This is a genomic window from Tateyamaria sp. GN1-10, assembly GCF_055693845.1.
In genome coordinates, this window is record NZ_JBVFUR010000004.1 from 1,333,155 (window position 1) to 1,349,446 (window position 16,292).

The following is a 16,292-nucleotide window of genomic DNA, read 5'->3' on the forward strand; positions in this document are numbered from 1 at the left end:
TCAATCGTGAACCTTTCGGCGCTGCCCGGGGACTAACGATCACAGTTAGGGAAATGAGCTTCATGTGGATGTTGAAATCTATTAAGACCACTGCGAAATCGCCCGCAGCGCTGAGCGATGATGCTCTGATCGCGGCTGTGGCCCAAAGTGACGTCGCAGCGTTCGAACAAATTCATAAAAAGTATTTCCCGAAACTGATGCATTTCGCCCGCCGGATCACCGGCAATGCTGAGGCTGCCGAAGAGGTGGCCAATGATGTGTTGATGACAGTCTGGCGCACGGCAGATCGGTTTGAAGGCCGCTCAAAACCGTCGACTTGGATTTTCGGCATCGCCTACCGCGTTGCAATGAAGCAGCGTAAAAAGCTAGAGCGTCGCGCAGGCGACGTGGAACTTGATGAGGGCATGATTGCCGCCAAAGACGACACTGCCGAAACTGTCATCCGCGGCACTGACCTGAAGAATGCGCTGGACCAGCTTAAGCCAGAGCTTCGCGCGGTCGTCGAACTGACCTACTATAATGGTTATCTTTATACTGAGATCGCCGAAATCCTTGGTTGCCCGGTGGGCACTGTGAAAACGCGCATGATGACCGCAAGGCGACGATTGCGCGGTATCCTATCTGATGACGAACAAACAGGCGGAGAACATGCAGTTGCGTGACAATAATTCAAACGGTCCGCAAAACGACCATGAGGAAGTGTGGGATCTGATCCCGTGGTATGTGAATGGCACGTTGCCAAACACGGATATCGCGATGGTTGAGGCCCATGCCAAGACGTGCATTGCTTGTTCGGAAGAGATCGGGCGACAGACTGTGCTGGCTCAGAAAGTGGTCAAGACAGACCCTTTTGATGTGCCCTTGCAGCGCAGTTGGGACACTTTGCGCGCGCAGGTCGAAGCAGATTTGCGGGCGCGGACGCCGATCACGCCCAAGCGTGGCTGGCTAGAGGTGGTGCAGGGGCGCGGCAGGGGCATGTTGGGCGGATTGGCCATCGCGTGCCTTGCCCTGGTGTTGGTGGCGGTCCAGTTTGGCGGCCCCGGGCAGGACGATTTCGTCACCCTGACAAGCGAGCCCGCATCCGACGCACCAACCATTCAGTTTCAGCCTGCACCTGATCTGACACAAGCCCAGTTGGCCGAGCTTTTGACACCGTTGGGTGTTGTGGCTGTGACTGGCCCTTCGGCGGCTGGGATCTATTCGGCCACCTTGGCTGAGGATGCCGATGTGGCGGCCGTATCTGCGGCCATGATGGCGCAGGACCAGATCATCTTTGCAGCACCGGAGGCTGGCCAATGAGCCGGTTCATCGCCTTCTTTGCTCTCGTGGGGTTGATCGGGTTTGCCTTGCCACGATCCGCTGCTTCACAGGACTGGCAACTGACGGACGCGAACACATTTGCTCCGGCCAACTATCTCATTCTCACTATCCCTCAGGATGAGCCGCAAGCACTGGCAGCCCTCGCTGATACGCTGGCGGCTGATTTTGGCGTGTCGTTGGCTGCGGAATGGTCGCTCAATGCGCTTGAAGTGCATTGTTTTGTCTTTGACGCCCGCAATGTGTCTGACGTGGACGGGCTGATTACTGCGATGGAAACGGATGCCCGTATACGCACGGTCCAGCGCCTTCGCAGCTTCAGCCTGACCGAAATGTTCCACTCCGATCCCCTTTTGCCACTGCAATGGGCGCTGCAGTCGATGCGGGTCTTGCCGATCCATGCCTCATCCTTGGGCGAAGGGGTGCGGGTCGGTATCGTTGACAGTGCGATCGACAATCACCACCCCGATCTGGCCGACCAAATGGTTGATCTGTTTGATTTCGTTGCCGCTGATCCTGTTCCGCTGGCCGAAGCGCATGGTACTGCGGTCGCAGGCATCATTGGTGCAGCAGCCACCAACGAAGGGATCGTCGGCGTGGCGCCTTCGGCCGACATGGTGGGCTTGCGCGCCTGTTGGCAGCAAGATGGGGCGCCGGGCGTTTGCAACAGTTTTTCGCTCGCGCGCGCGATCAACTTTGCCATTCTCAATGACATCGACGTTTTGAACCTCAGCATCGGCGGACCTGAAGATCCACTTTTGACGGAGCTGATCAATGTCGCGCTGGAAGCCGGTATCGTGGTGGTTGCAGCCTCGGGCGAGGGGCAAGAATTGGTCTATCCTGCCTCTTTGGACGGCGTGATCGCTGCGGGGCAGGTGGCCGGGCGCAGCGTGCCTGCCCCGATGGTCGACGTACTGACAACGGCGCCGGGGTCAGCCCATCGCTATGTATCAGGATCCTCCATCGCCACCGCCCACGTGTCCGGCGTGGTCGCGCTCATGCTCTCCCAGGACCCGACCCTTACATCCGCCGCGATTTCGGAGCGGCTGAATGGATCGATCAGTGACGTTGAAACGCTGCCTATGCTGAATGCCTGTACCGCTATTCTGGGTCCAAGCGAGGCGTGTGCGCTATGAGGCGCGCCGGTCTTCGTGCTTTGTGGACGCTCGCGTCCGTTACGCTGTTGGCGGTGGCACCCGCTGCCGCGCAAGATGCCGTACGGGTCGTTGGGATGGTCGTCTCCTCAGGCGCGGATGCTACGCGGGCCGAAAGCGCGCTGCGCAGTCTCAATGCCTTAAATGCTGAAGTCCTACAGGTCAGCGCACCGAGCAATGCAGAACTCCGTGCGATGATGCGGCGGTTCTCGCAGGAAGCGGCGCAAGCAGATGCGGCGGTGGTTTTTCTGGACATGCCCGCGGTGCGTTTCGAAGAGCGGATTTTCGTACTGCCGGGCGGCGCGCGGCTGAACCGGTCGACTGACATCTTTACCGAGGCTGTCCCGCTGCGTGCCTTCGCGCGGATGACTGTTCTGGCCGAGAGGGGCGGGGCGGTGATCTTGTCCTCGGAAGCGCCGTCTGACTTGCCGGAGGGGGTGGAACATGCCGACGTGGCCTCGGCTCCTCTGGTCGGGTCCAGCGAGATCTTGGTTGTCCCGGCACAACAGGCAAGCGGGGTTCTTGATGTTCTGAACGAAAAGACCGACATCACCCCCAGCGTGGATTTGCGCGCTGTGCTTGAGGACATGTCGCTGGTGCCGGGTGCTACGCTTTCTGCTGTGCCTGCTGATCCAATCGTACTGCGTTCGCCGCCGGTCATTGCGCGCGTACCAATCGAGCCGGTTGTCATTCCAGTGCCCGAGATCATCGAGGACGCCGAAACCGTGACCCCGACGACAGAGGCTGAACTTGCGATCCTCGAACAATCCCTGTCACCTCCCGTCAAGCGCGACCTTCAGCGCGCGCTTCGCGCTTCCGGTCATTACCGCGGTCTGATTGACGGAATCATCGGGGTTCAGACCCGTGAGGCGATCAAGGGTTTTCAGGTTGCACGCTCGGAGGCCGATACCGGTCTGCTGACCCCAACACAGCTTTTGGAACTTTTGGCACGGAAATGAACCTTGTGCCCCTTTGAGGGGACTCACCAGAGAGACAACAATGGTGAGAACACATGGGGCTTCGGTTCAAATACAATCTGGTTCTGGTCTCGGCCAGCGTGCTTGGTATCGTGGCAGCCGCCGGTGCCAGCTACACTCTGGTGCGGGAAAGTGCGCTGCGAGACGTCGAGCGCGAGGCGCAACTGATGCGCGCCAATGCGACTGCGGTCCGCAATTACACCCTCGCGCATATCGAACCTCTTTTGACCGATGACGGCGACATCCTGTTTCAGCCCGAAGCGGTGACATCTTTTGCGGCCCGCACGGTTTTCGAAGCCGTCACGGCGGAGTTCCCGCAATACTATTACAAGGAGGCGGCCCTTAATCCGACGAACCCCGAGGATCTGCCCACACCTGCCGAAGCCGACATCATTGAGCAGTTTCGCGAAAATCCTGACCTCACCCAGCTTTCTGCACGGATCGAGACCGACGCAGGGCAGCTGTTGATGATGGCCGCGCCGATCACGATCAACAATCCCGGCTGCCTCAATTGTCATTCCAGCCCTGACGTGGCGCCACCCGCTATGGTGGACCTGTATGGGTCGGTCAACGGGTTTGGCTGGGAAATGGGCGAAACCGTGGGGGCACAGATCATAACCGTGCCGCGGTCGCTGATTGTCGAACGGGCCAAGGAAACGGCCCTGATGGTTACCGTGGCCCTGGGCGCTGCATTCACGCTGGTTTTCGTATGGACCAACATCCTTCTGAGCCGGGTGGTCATTCGCCCGGTCTCATACCTGACAAAAATGGCCGAGCGGGTCAGTATGGGCGACTTCTCTGTGCCGGAATACAGCCGCAATTCGCGCGACGAAATCAGCTCGCTTGCGCAGTCGTTCAACCGGATGCGCCGCAGCCTTGATCGCGCGATGGGGATGATCGATGACTGATCATACCGTTATAGCGCCGCAAGGCCCCCAGAAGATCGGAAAATACTGCATCCGGGCCAAGCTGGGCGAGGGGGCAATGGGCGTGGTTTATGATGCCCATGACCAGGACATTGACCGCTTTGTCGCGATCAAGACCGTGCACAAGCACCTGATTGATGCGGCGGGCGAAGAAGACTGGCTGACCCGCTTTTCCCGCGAAGCGCAGGCTGCGGGCAGGGTGCTTCACCCCAATCTGGTAACGATCTTTGACTATCTCGAACAGGACGGCCGACCCTATCTGGTGATGGAGCGGCTCGAGGCCAAAACCCTGGAAGACCGCATGTCCGAACCTCAGTCTTTGACCCTGACAGAGGTGGCCGCGATCTTTGGGCAGATTTTGGATGGTCTGTCCGCCATACACGAAGCAGCGATCGTGCACCGCGACATGAAGCCCGCCAACATCATGTTGACGGCTAAGGGCGGGGTAAAGCTGACCGATTTCGGTATTGCCCGCTTTACCAAGATGGACCGCACCAGCGCTGGCATGATCGGGACGCCTGCCTATATGGCGCCCGAGCAATTCTCGGGTGACGAGGTCTGCGCCAGATCCGATATCTATGCGACCGGCATCATTCTTTACGAGATACTAACAGGGCGGCAGCCCTATCGCGGCGGCGGGATCACGGCGGTCATGCTTGCAAGCAAGGGCGAAAGCGTACCGCCACCTTCGACCCTTGCGCCGGACCTGCCTGCCGCTCTTGACACGGTGGTGATGACGGCGATCTGCCCTGATCCCAAGGGGCGGTACGCCAGTGCGACAGAGATGCGCACAGCCCTTTTGGCGGCGGTCAGCACGCATGGAGCTACGCTGACCGCATCCCCCGAGGCCGGTACACCACGTTCGTTAGAAACGATGATTGGCCGGTTGTCCCTCACGACGATGCTGCGGGTGGAGGAAAGCCTGGTGGCGCGCATTGGGCCCATCGGCAAGCTACTAGCCCGTCGCGCGGCTGAAACGGCTGTGACGCAAGAAGACCTGCTGCAACAGATACTCGGTGAAATCAGCGATCCGTCCGAACGCGAGGTTCTGCGTCATACGGTGGCCAGCCTGATGACCGCTGACCCAGGGCGTGCGCAAGGCAAGTTGAACGAGGATGATCTGAAGTCCGTTATCGCGGCTTTGACCCCTCATCTGGGTCCCATCGCTGGGACGTTGGTGCGACGCCAAGCGGCGCGCTCGCCCTCGCTGTCGCAACTGTTGGACACCATGACCGAAGCGATCCCCGACACCAGCGACAGGGCCGCCTTTCTAGAAGTCGCCCAAACCCAAATTGCAAAAGGACCCCGCCATGCTTGACCTGAACGCGCTGATGGAACCCATCCGTGACGACGCGCCCGGTGGGGATGATCTGGAATATGACGACGATTTCATCGCTCTTGAGATGGCCAGCAAACCGTCCGAAGAGCGGGTGATCGGCGATAACGTGATCCCAGCCGAAGATCCCGATTACGATGACGTTTCTTCCAAAGCTGTGGCCCTGCTGGAGCGTACGCAAGATCTGCGTGTCGCGGCGATCCTGGCCAATGCGCAACTGCGCACAATCGGCTTGCCCGGGTTTCGTGACGTGCTGCGCTATGTCGAGCAATGTCTGAAAACCCACTGGGACAGTATGCATCCCCAGTTGGATGAAGATGATGGCGACCCCACGATGCGGGTAAACGCGATGCTTGCGCTGTCGAGCCGTGACGTGCTGTTGCGGTCGCTGCGCCAGGCGCCGCTGGTCGATAGTCCGACCTTTGGGGCCTTTTCATTGCGCGATATGGAGGTGGCTGGCGGTGAAGCCAGCCCTCTTGCAAACGCGACCAAGGTGATTGATACCCAGACCATTGCCGCCGCGTTCCAGGATGCGGGCCGCGAGGATGTCGGTCAAACGCTTGAGGCGGCGGCCGATGCGCTCGAAGCGGTTCGGGCTATATGTGACGTCTTTGATGCAAATGTCGGTGCGGCGGGGCCGGACCTAGACCCCTTGCAGAAAATGCTGGACGACATCTGTCGCAGGCTCGGCGTTTTTGCGGATGACGGCGCCGTACTCGAAACGCTCGAGCAGGCGAGTGAAGCTCCTGCTGCCGTGCAGCAATCGAGCGTCCTTCACAACGCAGCAATCACCTCACCTCAGGATGTCAAAGCGGCTCTGGACCGGATCATGGCCTATTACGCTCAGTTCGAGCCCTCAAGTCCGCTGCCTGTTCTTTTGACCCGCGCCAGGCGTCTCGTTTCGGCCGATTTCGTGACGATCATGAAGGATATGGCACCCGAGGGGGTGGGGAATGTCGCTTTGATCGGCGGATTTGAACCCGATGAGGGGGATGAGGGCACATACTAACGGGACTGAGCCCTCGACGGGTGTTTTCAGCCGCGACAGAAAAGGAAAACAGCATGGCCAGTAGCCAGAAATTCATCGCCCGCAACCGCGCGCCCCGAGTCCAGATAGAATACGATGTGGAGCTGTATGGCGCGGAAAAGACCATCCAGTTGCCCTTTGTCATGGGCGTGATGGCCGATCTGTCAGGCAAGTCTGAGGAACCGTTGCCCGCCGTGGCAGACCGCAAGTTCCTCGAAATCGACGTTGATAACTTTGACGACCGGATGAAGTCGATCAAGCCACGTGCTGCCTTTTCAGTTCCCAATACGCTCACGGGCGAGGGCAATATCGCCGTCGATCTGACGTTTGAGCGGATGGACGATTTTTCTCCTGCAGCAATCGCAAACAAGGTCGAGCCGCTGAAAAAATTGCTCGAGGCGCGAACCCATTTGTCGAATCTGGGCACTTACATGGACGGAAAGACCGGCGCAGAAGACCTGATGGCCAAAGTCATCAACGACCCTGCTTTGCTAAAGGCCCTGACTTCGGCGCCTGCCGCGGCTTCCGAGGATGAGGAATAGGCCATGACCGACGCAACCGAGACCACAACAGAGACGCAAACACAAACGATTTTTGCGTCGTCCGACTTTGCTGAGCTTTTGCAAAAGGAGTTCCGCCCCAAATCCGAGCAGGCGAAAACCGCAGTTGAAGAAGCGGTGAAAACACTCGCTGAACAGGTACTGGAAAACGAGGCACTGGTGTCTGATGACGCATTGCGTTCGATCGATGCGCTTGTCGCCGAGATCGACACGAAGCTGACCCAACAGATCAATCACATCCTGCACCACGCGGATTATCAGAAGCTGGAAAGCTCTTGGCGCGGTTTGCATTTCCTTGTGAACAACACCGAAACTGACGAGATGCTGAAGATCCGGTTCATGGATCTGTCCAAAAAGGACCTGTCCAAGACCTTGCGCAAATTCAAAGGCACCGCATGGGATCAATCCCCGATTTTCAAGAAGATCTATGAAGAGGAATACGGGCAGTTTGGCGGCGAACCCTATGCCTGCCTTGTGGGTGATTACCACTTCGACCACAGCCCACGGGACGTTGAGATCCTGGGCGAGATGTCCAAGATCGCGGCCTCTGCCCACGCGCCATTTCTGGCTGGCGCTGATCCCACGCTGTTACAGATGGACGGTTGGGACGAGTTGGCCAATCCTCGGGATCTGACCAAGATTTTCCAAACCCCGGAATACGCCGCGTGGCGCTCTCTGCGCGAGAGTGAGGATGCCCGTTATCTGGGTCTCGCTATGCCGCGTTTTTTGGGACGTCATCCTTACGGAGCGAAGACCGATCCGGTTGAGGAGTTCGCCTTTGAGGAAGACACCGAAGGTGCACATTCAAACAAGTATTGCTGGGTGAATGCATCCTACGCGATGGCGCGGAATATCAACCGATCCTTCAAGGAATATGGCTGGTGTTCCCGAATTCGCGGAGTGGAATCCGGCGGCACTGTGGATGGGCTTCCCACCCATACGTTTCCGTCTGATGACGGCGGTGTTGATATGAAGTGCCCGACCGAAATTGCCATTTCCGACCGGCGCGAAGCTGAGTTGGGCAACAATGGTCTGATGCCTTTGATCCATCGCAAGAACACCGATACGGCGGCCTTTATCGGGGCGCAGTCCCTGCAAAAGCCAACCGAATACGACGACAGTAATGCTACTGCTAACGCGAACCTCGCGGCCCGGCTGCCATATCTTTTCGCGACCTGCCGGTTTGCGCATTACCTCAAGTGTATCGTGCGCGATAAAGTCGGCTCTTTTGCCAGCCGCTCGGACATGGAGCAGTGGCTGCAGGACTGGATCAGCAAATATGTCGATTACAACGAAGAGACCTCAACCGAGGAAGTGAAGTCGCGCAAACCGCTCGCTGCAGCCGAGGTCGTGGTCGAAGAGGTCGAGGGCAACCCCGGCTACTACGACAGTAAGTTTTTCCTTCGTCCTCACTATCAGCTGGAAGGCCTGTCGGTCTCACTCCGCCTCGTGTCCAGATTACCTTCTGAGGTCGAATAACCTCTCTCTATCAACGTCTTAAAACCTGAAGAAAGGACCGTAATATGTCATTTGACTCATTCCTACGCTTCCCCAAGAACAACATTATCCGCGGGGAAACACTCGACGAAGAAATGGCCAAGGAAGGCGCATTTCAGATCACGGACTTCGGCTTTGGCGCTGAAAACAGCTCGATCATCGACTCGCAATCAAGCGGTGGCGGTGTCGGCAAGACGGACTTTCAGGATTTCACCTTTACCAAACTGACCGACACGGCATCTGCTGGTCTCTACCGGGCCTGCGCGACCGGCGATCACATTGATGAGGCCATTATGGAATGCCGCCGCCAAGGTGCCGCCAGCACGGTCGGAGGCAGGCACTTCTTCATTGTGCGCTTCAAGACTGTCATCGTGAAGTCGGTGACATGGAAGGGCTCCGGTGACGAACTGTCTGAGGAAGTAACTCTGGCTTACGGTGCCAAGCAGATCGAATACCGACGCCAAGGCAAGGACGGCAAGATGATCAAACCGTCCGGCGGCCAGGGCGAGGCCGAGTGGAGCAAGGTGCTCAACAAAGAAAAATACGAGGTCCAGAGGGCATAACCCGGACTTCGCGTCCCGGGCACCTCCTCCCCTCAGCGCCCGGGACCAACTCCTCCAATTATCGAGGCTTGAACCATGTCTGCGCAAACCCTGCTCAAATCCGGCGACCTGCCTGGTGCACTGTCCGCGCTTCAGGCTGAGGTGCGGGCCAATCCTGCTGATGCGCGGCGGCGGGTGTTCCTGTTTCAGTTGTTGTGTGTCGAAGGCGAATGGTCTCGTGCTGTGCAGCAGCTCAAGACGTGCGCAACGCTCGATCCGGTGGCCGTGCCCATGGCCCAAATGTACCGCGAAGCAATCGTTTGCGAGGTTTACCGCGAAAAGGTTCTGCGCGGGCAAACTCCGCCACCCTTTGACGAGGACGCGCCGTCCTGGCTTTCGGTGCTTTGGGATGCTTTGAAAAAGGAACTCGACGGTGATGCCGAGGGCGCCGAGCGGCTACGGTCCATGTCCCTGCGCGCGGCGCCCGCCACGGAGGGCAGTGCGAATGGCGCCAGCTTTGACTGGATCGCGGACGCAGATCCGCGCTTTGGCCCGGTTCTGGAGCTCATCGTGGATGGCAAATACCTTTGGCTGCCCTTTGCGGAATTGCGTCGGCTAAAGGTGCATCCACCCCGCGATCTGCGCGATGTCGTCTGGACGCCTGTCACCCTGACCCTTGTGAACGGTACGGAAAGTATAGGGCTGATACCGACGCGCTATCCAAATACGCATGAACACGGCACGCCTGTACAGAAGTTGGCCCGTGCCACCGACTGGTCCGACCCCGACGGCATCACCCCTCGGGGCCTTGGTCAAAGGATGTTTTGCACCGAGGCCGACAACCTGCCTCTGATGGAGTTGCGCGAGGTCACGTTTCACCATGCCGATACACCCGCCAATCAATCGCTGAAGCAGGTCAGTCATGGTTGATCGTGCGCGACTTGAGCGTTTGCAGCCTGCACTGCTTGACCGGCTTATCGACGATGCGCCGGATCAGCGCATCGAGACCAACGCGGCCTGGATCATCGACATCAACCGGTTACGCGACATAATCCAACGCGACCTGCATTGGTTGCTGAACACCACAAATCTGCAGGCTGACACCGATCTTGGACCGTTCCCGGAGGCTGCGCGCTCCGTGTTGAACTTCGGCATCGCCGATGTGTCTGGAATTACAGCCACCAATACACGCGCCATAGAGATCCAGCAGGCGATCCGCGTGGCGATCGAACAGTTTGAACCGCGCCTTCTGCCCAACACGCTTGAGGTGGTGATCCATGAACAGAAGGATGTGCGCGGCGGGTTGTTCTCTTTCGATATCCGGGCCGAGCTGTGGGCGGAGCCCGTGCCGCTTGATCTCTATTTGCGCACGCAACTTGATGTGACGACGGGTGAAGTGACCGTCCATCGCCAAGGATAGCGTCATGGATAAGCGCCTTTTGAATCACTACGAGCAAGAGCTGACCTTCATTCGGGAAATGGGCGACGAATTCGCGGCGGCCTACCCAAAGGTTGCCGGGCGACTGGGCATGGGGCAGTTGGAAGTGATGGACCCCTATGTCGAGCGATTGATGGAAGGGTTTGCTTTTATGGCGGCGCGCGTCCAGCTGGAGCTGGAGCAGCAAAATGCAAACCTGACTCAGAGCCTGCTCGAGACGGTCTATCCCCACTACTTGGCGCCGATTCCGTCCATGATGATTGCAAGACTGGAACCTGATCCGGGACAGGGCAATCTCGCGGCCGGCGTCACCGTGCCGCGCGGCACCGAATTGCGCGGTCGGGTGCGCGATTCCGTCCAAACCGGAATCATCTACACCACGTCCCAAGATGTCACACTCTGGCCTTTGGAAGTCACCGAGGTGGAATACATCGATGCGCGCGGCGACCTTGTTGCGGCGGGCCTTGGCCGCCACGCCCCGGCCAAGGCTGCATTGCGCCTACGCTTGCGCCGCACGGATGGCGCCCCTCTGGCGGAGTTGCCGTTAGATCGTCTGCGGATGTTTCTGATGGGTGCTGCGGCGGAACCCTGGCGGCTGTACGAGGCGATCCTAGGGCAAGGAATCGGGATCGCGGGCCGGTCGACCGACCGCCGTGACGATTGGAATGAGTATCTGGGTGCCGAAATCTCTGCGTGTGGATTTGGCTCGGAAGAAGCCCTGCTTCCGATGCCGGGCCCTTCCTTTGATGGCTATCGGTTGCTGCAGGAGTATTTTGCGATGCCGCAGCGGTTCTTTTTCGCTGAGTTTGGGGGGCTGCTGCAAGCGGTGCAAAGAACGACCGAAGCCGATCTGGATCTATATATACTTCTGCGCGAAGGCCTGCCCGAGCTTGCATCTGTCACCCATGCCAATTTCGACCTTCATGCGGTGCCCGCGATCAACCTCTTTCGCAAGCGATGTGATCGCGTGCATGTCGCGGATACGCAGGTAGAGCACCTCGTGACAGTGGACCGAACCGCGCCCATGGATTTCGAGGTCTATCAGCTTGAATCCGTTACGGGTATCGGGGGTGATCGCGACGCGGATGTGCAGTTTCGACCGTTCTACAGTACTGAGGATTTCGGGCCATCAGGCGAAAAACATGCTGCCTACTACAGTCAGCGCCGTCGGCTGCGCCAGCCTTCCGAGCGTCAGCGAATGGCTGGATCGCGCACATCCTACCTGGGGTCGGAGCTTTATCTGACCCTCACGGACCAAACGCAGGCACCTTATCCTGCTGCCGTCAATCAGCTTGCAATAAAGGCACTTTGTACCAACAGGGATCTACCGCTGCTGACGCCAGTGGGTCTGGGCGAGACGGATTTCACACTGCCAGAGGGCGGCTCGGTCAAGCGCGTGCGAGCGATTGTTCCGCCGACGCGCCCAAGGTCCAGTCTTGCCGAAGGCAAGCAGGCTTGGCAGCTTATCTCTCATCTCAGCCTCAATTACCTGTCCTTGGTTGACGCCGACCGCGGCAGCGGGGCAGCCGCCCTGCGCGAGATTATCGGGCTGTATGCCACGCTGGGGGAGCCCGCGTTGGCCAAGCAGGTCGAAGGTCTGTCAACCGTATCGTCCCGCCCCATTGTCAGACGGCTTGCCGATGGTGTTCTAAGCAGCGCGGTGCGAGGTCTGGAGATCAGGGTCGGCTTTGACGAAAGCTGCTTCGAGGGGACCGGCTGTTACCTTCTGGGTTCGGTGCTGGAAACCTTCTTTGCCAAATACGTGAGTCTCAACAGCTTTACCGAGACTTGTATCCATTCATCACAGCGCGGGGATATCGCCAGATGGCCAGCCAAGAGCGGACGGCGGGTCCTGATCTGACGCGACTTGCCGCGCTGATCGAGGCTCCCGAGAAATTCAACTTCTTCCAGGCACTGCGGCTGATCGAGGCGGTGCATCAGGACGGTCCGCGCCTAGGCATGTCTAGTCGCCCGTCCGAAGACCCAGTGCGCTTGGCGCAGGCGGCGGACCTTGCGTTTCCACCCTCTACCATCAAATCCTTCACCGAGGATGAGGCTGGTGTGCCGAAGCTGACGCAGCTGGCCTTTGGCCTTTTTGGTCCAAACGGTCCTTTGCCACTGCACATGACTGAATTTGCGCGCGACCGTCAACGCAACATGGATGATCCCACGATGGTCGCCTTTGCGGACATGTTTCATCATCGGATGCTGTCGCTGCTCTATCGGGCCTGGGCAAGCGGGCAACCTGCCGCCTCGTTCGATCGGTCGGAGGATGACGCATTTGGCCAAAAGGTCGGAGCGCTGGCAGGTTTCGGATGCGGCGCGCTGGAGGGGCGCGATGCCATGCCTGACGTGGCAAAGAAGCATTTCGCTGGCCTTCTGGCCGCCAGCCCGCGTAGCGAGGTGGGTCTGACAGCCATAGTAACCCAGCTTTTTGATACTCCTGTCGAAGTCGAAAGCTTTGTGGGCAGTTGGCTGCATCTTGAGCCGGGCGACCGCGGACAGCTTGGAAACGCTGTGTTGGGCGATGGTGCCAGTCTGGGAGAAAAGACCTGGTCCCGTTCCGCCTGTTTTCGACTGCGCATCGGTCCCCTGTCGCTGGAGGAGTACAAGCGGCTCTTTCCCGGAGCGCCCGGTTTCAAACGGCTTGCAGCGATCATTCGAACATATGTTGGCGACACCCTGGAATGGACCGCCAATCTAATCCTCAAGGCCGATGAGATCCCCCTTCGGTACTTGGGCAGGCTGCAACGCTCGGCCGAACCAGTTGGATCGGACGACGCCCGGCCCGCGATGCGGATGATTTGATCCTCTCTCAACCTTGCCAACACTCCCTTTGACGGCCCCCACAGGAAAGCAATGCAAATGTCCGAGATCAGCCGTGTCGCCCTTTTTGGAAAGCTCAACACAAGTGCGTTCCAAGCCATTGAAAGTGCAACAGTCTTTTGTAAGATACGCGGAAACCCCTATGTGGAGCTGGCCCATTTTATCCATCAGATCCTGAATGCACATGACAGCGATCTACACCGGATCATTCGCTTCTTTGATCTGGACGAAGGGCGTATCGCGACCGAACTGCAGCGTGCTTTGGATGCTTTACCGCGCGGGGCAACGGCCATCTCGGACCTGTCGCCGCATCTGGAGGAGGCTGTGGAACGGGCATGGATCCATGCGTCACTGGGTTATGGGGCGTCCCGGGTAAGCACGGGGCACCTCTTGCTGGGACTGGTAACCACGCCGGGATTGAAAAACGTTCTGCGGTCAATGTCTGCTGAACTGGAAAGAGTGGATCCACAGAAACTTGCACGTGACTTTGAGGCTGCGGTGGAAGGATCGCCCGAGGCTGGATTGCCTGCGCAGGACGGGTCGCATGTGGGGTCAGAGCCAGGGGACGCGTCGTCAGCCATGGCCTCCACTCCTCAGGACGGGTCGGCCTTGGCGCAGTTTTGCACCGATCTGACGGCGCGCGCACGCGAGGGACAGATCGATCCAATTGTTGGTCGGGACCCGGAAATCCGCGAGATCATCGACGTGCTGATCCGTCGTCGTCAGAACAATCCGATTCTGACAGGAGAGGCTGGCGTCGGAAAGACGGCCGTGGTCGAGGGATTGGCCCTGCGCATCGCACGTGGTGATGTGCCGCCTGCTTTGGCAGAGGCGCGTCTTTTGTCTCTGGATATTGGTCTTTTGCAGGCAGGGGCCTCGATGAAGGGCGAGTTCGAAAACCGCCTGCGCGGTGTTATCGATGAGGTGCAGGCCAGCGCAGTTCCGATTGTTCTGTTTGTCGATGAAACCCACACGTTGGTGGGTGCAGGTGGGGCTGCGGGCACCGGCGATGCTGCCAATCTTCTTAAGCCCGCTCTGGCCCGTGGGACGTTGCGCACCATCGGGGCCACGACTTGGGCGGAATACAAAAAGCACATTGAAAAGGACCCAGCCCTGACCCGCCGGTTTCAAGTGGTTCAAGTCGCCGAACCCGATGACGCGACCGCCCTGCTGATGATGCGCGGGGTTTCAGAAACGCTTGAGCGTCACCACAATGTCCAAATCCTCGATGAGGCATTGGAGGCCAGCGTGCGCCTGTCTTCTCGCTACATCCCGGCAAGGCAACTGCCTGATAAATCGGTCAGCGTTCTAGATATGGCTTGCGCGCGCGTGGGCATCAGCCTGCACGCGACACCGGCGCCTGTGGACGATTGCCAACGCCGCATTGCCGGTTTGGAGACCGAGTTGGACATCATAGACCGTGACGAAGCCGCTGGGGCCGAGATCGGTACACGCCGCAGCAAGGCACAGGCAGAGCTGGACGCCGAAACTGCGCGGCTGACCACCTTGACTGAGCAGTGGGAGGCTGAAAAGGCACTGGTGGTCCAGATTATGGACCTGCGCGCTCAGGCCAAATCAACCGAATGTCGAGATGAGGTGGCATCCGCGCTTGAAACCCTGCGCAAGACCCAAGCCGCGCTGGACGAGCTGCAAGGCGAGACGCCCATGATGTTGCCCATCGTGGATGCCGCCGCCATCGGATCGGTGGTCGCCGACTGGACCGGGATACCTGTGGGCCGGATGTTGCGGGACGAGATGCGCACCGTTCTGAATCTGGCGGATCACCTTTCGAAACGTGTCATCGGCCAGGATCACGCAATGGAGATGATCGCCAAGCGTGTGAAGTCTTCACGCGCAGGTCTAGACAATCCGTCCAAGCCCATCGGGGTTTTCATGCTCGCAGGAACGTCGGGCGTGGGTAAGACCGAAACGGCGCTGGCGATCGCCGAAACGCTCTACGGCGGTGAACAGAATGTCATCACGATCAACATGAGCGAGTATCAGGAGGCCCATACCGTCAGCAGCCTCAAAGGGGCGCCCCCCGGTTATGTCGGCTATGGCGAAGGGGGCGTGTTGACGGAAGCTGTGCGGCGCAAACCCTATTCCGTTGTGCTGCTGGATGAGGTTGAAAAGGCGCATCCGGATGTACACGAGATTTTTTTCCAGGTCTTTGACAAGGGGGTGATGGAGGACGGCGAAGGTCGTCGGATCGACTTTCGCAACACTCTGATCCTTATGACGTCGAATATTGGCTCTGACGTGATCATAGATTTGTGCGCCGACCCGGAACTGATGCCTGATCCTGACGGCATCGCCAAAGCATTGCGCGCGCCGTTGCTGGAGGTGTTTCCGCCCGCCCTTCTGGGCCGGATCGTAACCATCCCGTACTATCCGCTGAGCCCCGAGATGATCGGCCAGATCACGCGGCTGCAACTGGATCGGATCGGTGCCCGTGTGGAAGCAGCCTATGACGTGCCGTTTTGCTATTCGGATGCTGTTGTCGACGCGATTGTGTCGCGCTGCCGCGAGGTCGAGAGCGGTGGGCGTATGATTGACGCGATTGTCACCAACACAATGTTGCCCGCACTGTCGACCGAAGTCCTGACTCGTCAACTTGACGGAAACCACGTGTCGAAGATGGCCATCGACGTCGCTGACGGCCAATTCAAATATGCCTTCGACTAGGATGGGT

General features: G+C 58.9%; 15 protein-coding genes. All 15 read left to right on the forward strand.

Features of this window, described 5'->3' with window-relative positions:
- Positions 1-68: 68 nt before the first annotated feature.
- The 15 genes from ACZ1HN_RS08380 (at position 69) to tssH (ending at position 16,285) form a co-directional block, all read left to right on the forward strand.
- A complete protein-coding gene (locus tag ACZ1HN_RS08380; protein WP_472727155.1) occupies positions 69-662 on the forward strand; it encodes an RNA polymerase sigma factor in 594 nt (197 codons plus the stop codon).
- Complete coding sequence (locus ACZ1HN_RS08385) at positions 625-1,299, forward strand: zf-HC2 domain-containing protein (protein ID WP_472727156.1); 675 nt, start codon at positions 625-627, stop codon at positions 1,297-1,299. The genes ACZ1HN_RS08380 and ACZ1HN_RS08385 overlap by 38 nt, the downstream gene beginning before the upstream one ends.
- Entirely contained in the window at positions 1,296-2,453 is a 1,158-nt protein-coding gene (locus tag ACZ1HN_RS08390) for a S8 family serine peptidase (protein ID WP_299604757.1), read from the forward strand. The genes ACZ1HN_RS08385 and ACZ1HN_RS08390 overlap by 4 nt, the downstream gene beginning before the upstream one ends.
- Positions 2,450-3,430, forward strand: coding sequence for a peptidoglycan-binding domain-containing protein (locus ACZ1HN_RS08395; protein ID WP_472727157.1), 981 nt, complete (start codon positions 2,450-2,452; stop codon positions 3,428-3,430). The genes ACZ1HN_RS08390 and ACZ1HN_RS08395 overlap by 4 nt, the downstream gene beginning before the upstream one ends.
- Positions 3,431-3,483: 53 nt before the next feature.
- Positions 3,484-4,356, forward strand: coding sequence for a Tll0287-like domain-containing protein (locus ACZ1HN_RS08400; RefSeq protein WP_299604751.1), 873 nt, complete (start codon positions 3,484-3,486; stop codon positions 4,354-4,356).
- The gene (locus ACZ1HN_RS08405; RefSeq protein ID WP_472727158.1) at positions 4,349-5,692 is read left to right on the forward strand and encodes a serine/threonine-protein kinase; all 1,344 of its coding nucleotides are present in this window, start codon (positions 4,349-4,351) and stop codon (positions 5,690-5,692) included. Before ACZ1HN_RS08400 ends, ACZ1HN_RS08405 begins: the two co-directional genes overlap by 8 nt.
- Positions 5,685-6,719 carry a type VI secretion system protein TssA gene (tssA, locus tag ACZ1HN_RS08410; protein WP_472727159.1) on the forward strand — a complete coding sequence of 345 codons (1,035 nt, stop codon included), beginning with the start codon at positions 5,685-5,687 and terminating at the stop codon, positions 6,717-6,719. The genes ACZ1HN_RS08405 and tssA overlap by 8 nt, the downstream gene beginning before the upstream one ends.
- Before the next feature lie 53 nt (positions 6,720-6,772).
- Entirely contained in the window at positions 6,773-7,279 is a 507-nt protein-coding gene (tssB, locus tag ACZ1HN_RS08415; protein WP_472727160.1) for a type VI secretion system contractile sheath small subunit, read from the forward strand.
- Positions 7,280-7,282: 3 nt separating this feature from the next.
- Entirely contained in the window at positions 7,283-8,776 is a 1,494-nt protein-coding gene (tssC, locus tag ACZ1HN_RS08420) for a type VI secretion system contractile sheath large subunit (RefSeq protein ID WP_299705980.1), read from the forward strand.
- A gap of 44 nt (positions 8,777-8,820) precedes the next feature.
- Complete coding sequence (locus ACZ1HN_RS08425) at positions 8,821-9,357, forward strand: Hcp family type VI secretion system effector (RefSeq protein ID WP_472727161.1); 537 nt, start codon at positions 8,821-8,823, stop codon at positions 9,355-9,357.
- 75 nt (positions 9,358-9,432) lie between these two features.
- On the forward strand, positions 9,433-10,266 hold the full coding sequence (locus ACZ1HN_RS08430; RefSeq protein ID WP_472727162.1) for a type VI secretion system accessory protein TagJ: 834 nt from the start codon (positions 9,433-9,435) through the stop codon (positions 10,264-10,266).
- Positions 10,259-10,756: a type VI secretion system baseplate subunit TssE gene (gene tssE / locus ACZ1HN_RS08435; protein WP_472727163.1), complete on the forward strand. Its 498-nt coding sequence runs from the start codon at positions 10,259-10,261 to the stop codon at positions 10,754-10,756. The genes ACZ1HN_RS08430 and tssE overlap by 8 nt, the downstream gene beginning before the upstream one ends.
- Before the next feature lie 4 nt (positions 10,757-10,760).
- Positions 10,761-12,635 (forward strand): type VI secretion system baseplate subunit TssF, encoded by a 1,875-nt coding sequence (gene tssF, locus ACZ1HN_RS08440; RefSeq protein WP_472727164.1) that lies wholly within the window; start codon positions 10,761-10,763, stop codon positions 12,633-12,635.
- Positions 12,599-13,582, forward strand: a complete 984-nt coding sequence (tssG, locus tag ACZ1HN_RS08445; protein WP_472727165.1) for a type VI secretion system baseplate subunit TssG — start codon at positions 12,599-12,601, stop codon at positions 13,580-13,582. Before tssF ends, tssG begins: the two co-directional genes overlap by 37 nt.
- Positions 13,583-13,639: 57 nt before the next feature.
- Positions 13,640-16,285 (forward strand): type VI secretion system ATPase TssH, encoded by a 2,646-nt coding sequence (gene tssH / locus ACZ1HN_RS08450; protein WP_472727166.1) that lies wholly within the window; start codon positions 13,640-13,642, stop codon positions 16,283-16,285.
- The last annotated feature ends 7 nt before the right edge of the window (positions 16,286-16,292 follow it).

What these genes read in the sequence shown, in the direction of transcription:
- tssF (WP_472727164.1), top strand. Translation starts at nt 10,761, where the DNA reads ATGGATAAGCGCCTTTTGAATCACTACGAGCAAGAGCTGACCTTCATT.
- ACZ1HN_RS08390 (WP_299604757.1), top strand. Translation starts at nt 1,296, where the DNA reads ATGAGCCGGTTCATCGCCTTCTTTGCTCTCGTGGGGTTGATCGGGTTT.
- ACZ1HN_RS08425 (WP_472727161.1), top strand. Translation starts at nt 8,821, where the DNA reads ATGTCATTTGACTCATTCCTACGCTTCCCCAAGAACAACATTATCCGC.
- ACZ1HN_RS08405 (WP_472727158.1), top strand. Translation starts at nt 4,349, where the DNA reads ATGACTGATCATACCGTTATAGCGCCGCAAGGCCCCCAGAAGATCGGA.
- tssA (WP_472727159.1), top strand. Translation starts at nt 5,685, where the DNA reads ATGCTTGACCTGAACGCGCTGATGGAACCCATCCGTGACGACGCGCCC.
- tssB (WP_472727160.1), top strand. Translation starts at nt 6,773, where the DNA reads ATGGCCAGTAGCCAGAAATTCATCGCCCGCAACCGCGCGCCCCGAGTC.
- ACZ1HN_RS08385 (WP_472727156.1), top strand. Translation starts at nt 625, where the DNA reads ATGACGAACAAACAGGCGGAGAACATGCAGTTGCGTGACAATAATTCA.
- ACZ1HN_RS08380 (WP_472727155.1), top strand. Translation starts at nt 69, where the DNA reads ATGTTGAAATCTATTAAGACCACTGCGAAATCGCCCGCAGCGCTGAGC.
- tssE (WP_472727163.1), top strand. Translation starts at nt 10,259, where the DNA reads ATGGTTGATCGTGCGCGACTTGAGCGTTTGCAGCCTGCACTGCTTGAC.
- ACZ1HN_RS08400 (WP_299604751.1), top strand. Translation starts at nt 3,484, where the DNA reads ATGGGGCTTCGGTTCAAATACAATCTGGTTCTGGTCTCGGCCAGCGTG.
- ACZ1HN_RS08430 (WP_472727162.1), top strand. Translation starts at nt 9,433, where the DNA reads ATGTCTGCGCAAACCCTGCTCAAATCCGGCGACCTGCCTGGTGCACTG.
- tssH (WP_472727166.1), top strand. Translation starts at nt 13,640, where the DNA reads ATGTCCGAGATCAGCCGTGTCGCCCTTTTTGGAAAGCTCAACACAAGT.
- tssC (WP_299705980.1), top strand. Translation starts at nt 7,283, where the DNA reads ATGACCGACGCAACCGAGACCACAACAGAGACGCAAACACAAACGATT.
- ACZ1HN_RS08395 (WP_472727157.1), top strand. Translation starts at nt 2,450, where the DNA reads ATGAGGCGCGCCGGTCTTCGTGCTTTGTGGACGCTCGCGTCCGTTACG.
- tssG (WP_472727165.1), top strand. Translation starts at nt 12,599, where the DNA reads ATGGCCAGCCAAGAGCGGACGGCGGGTCCTGATCTGACGCGACTTGCC.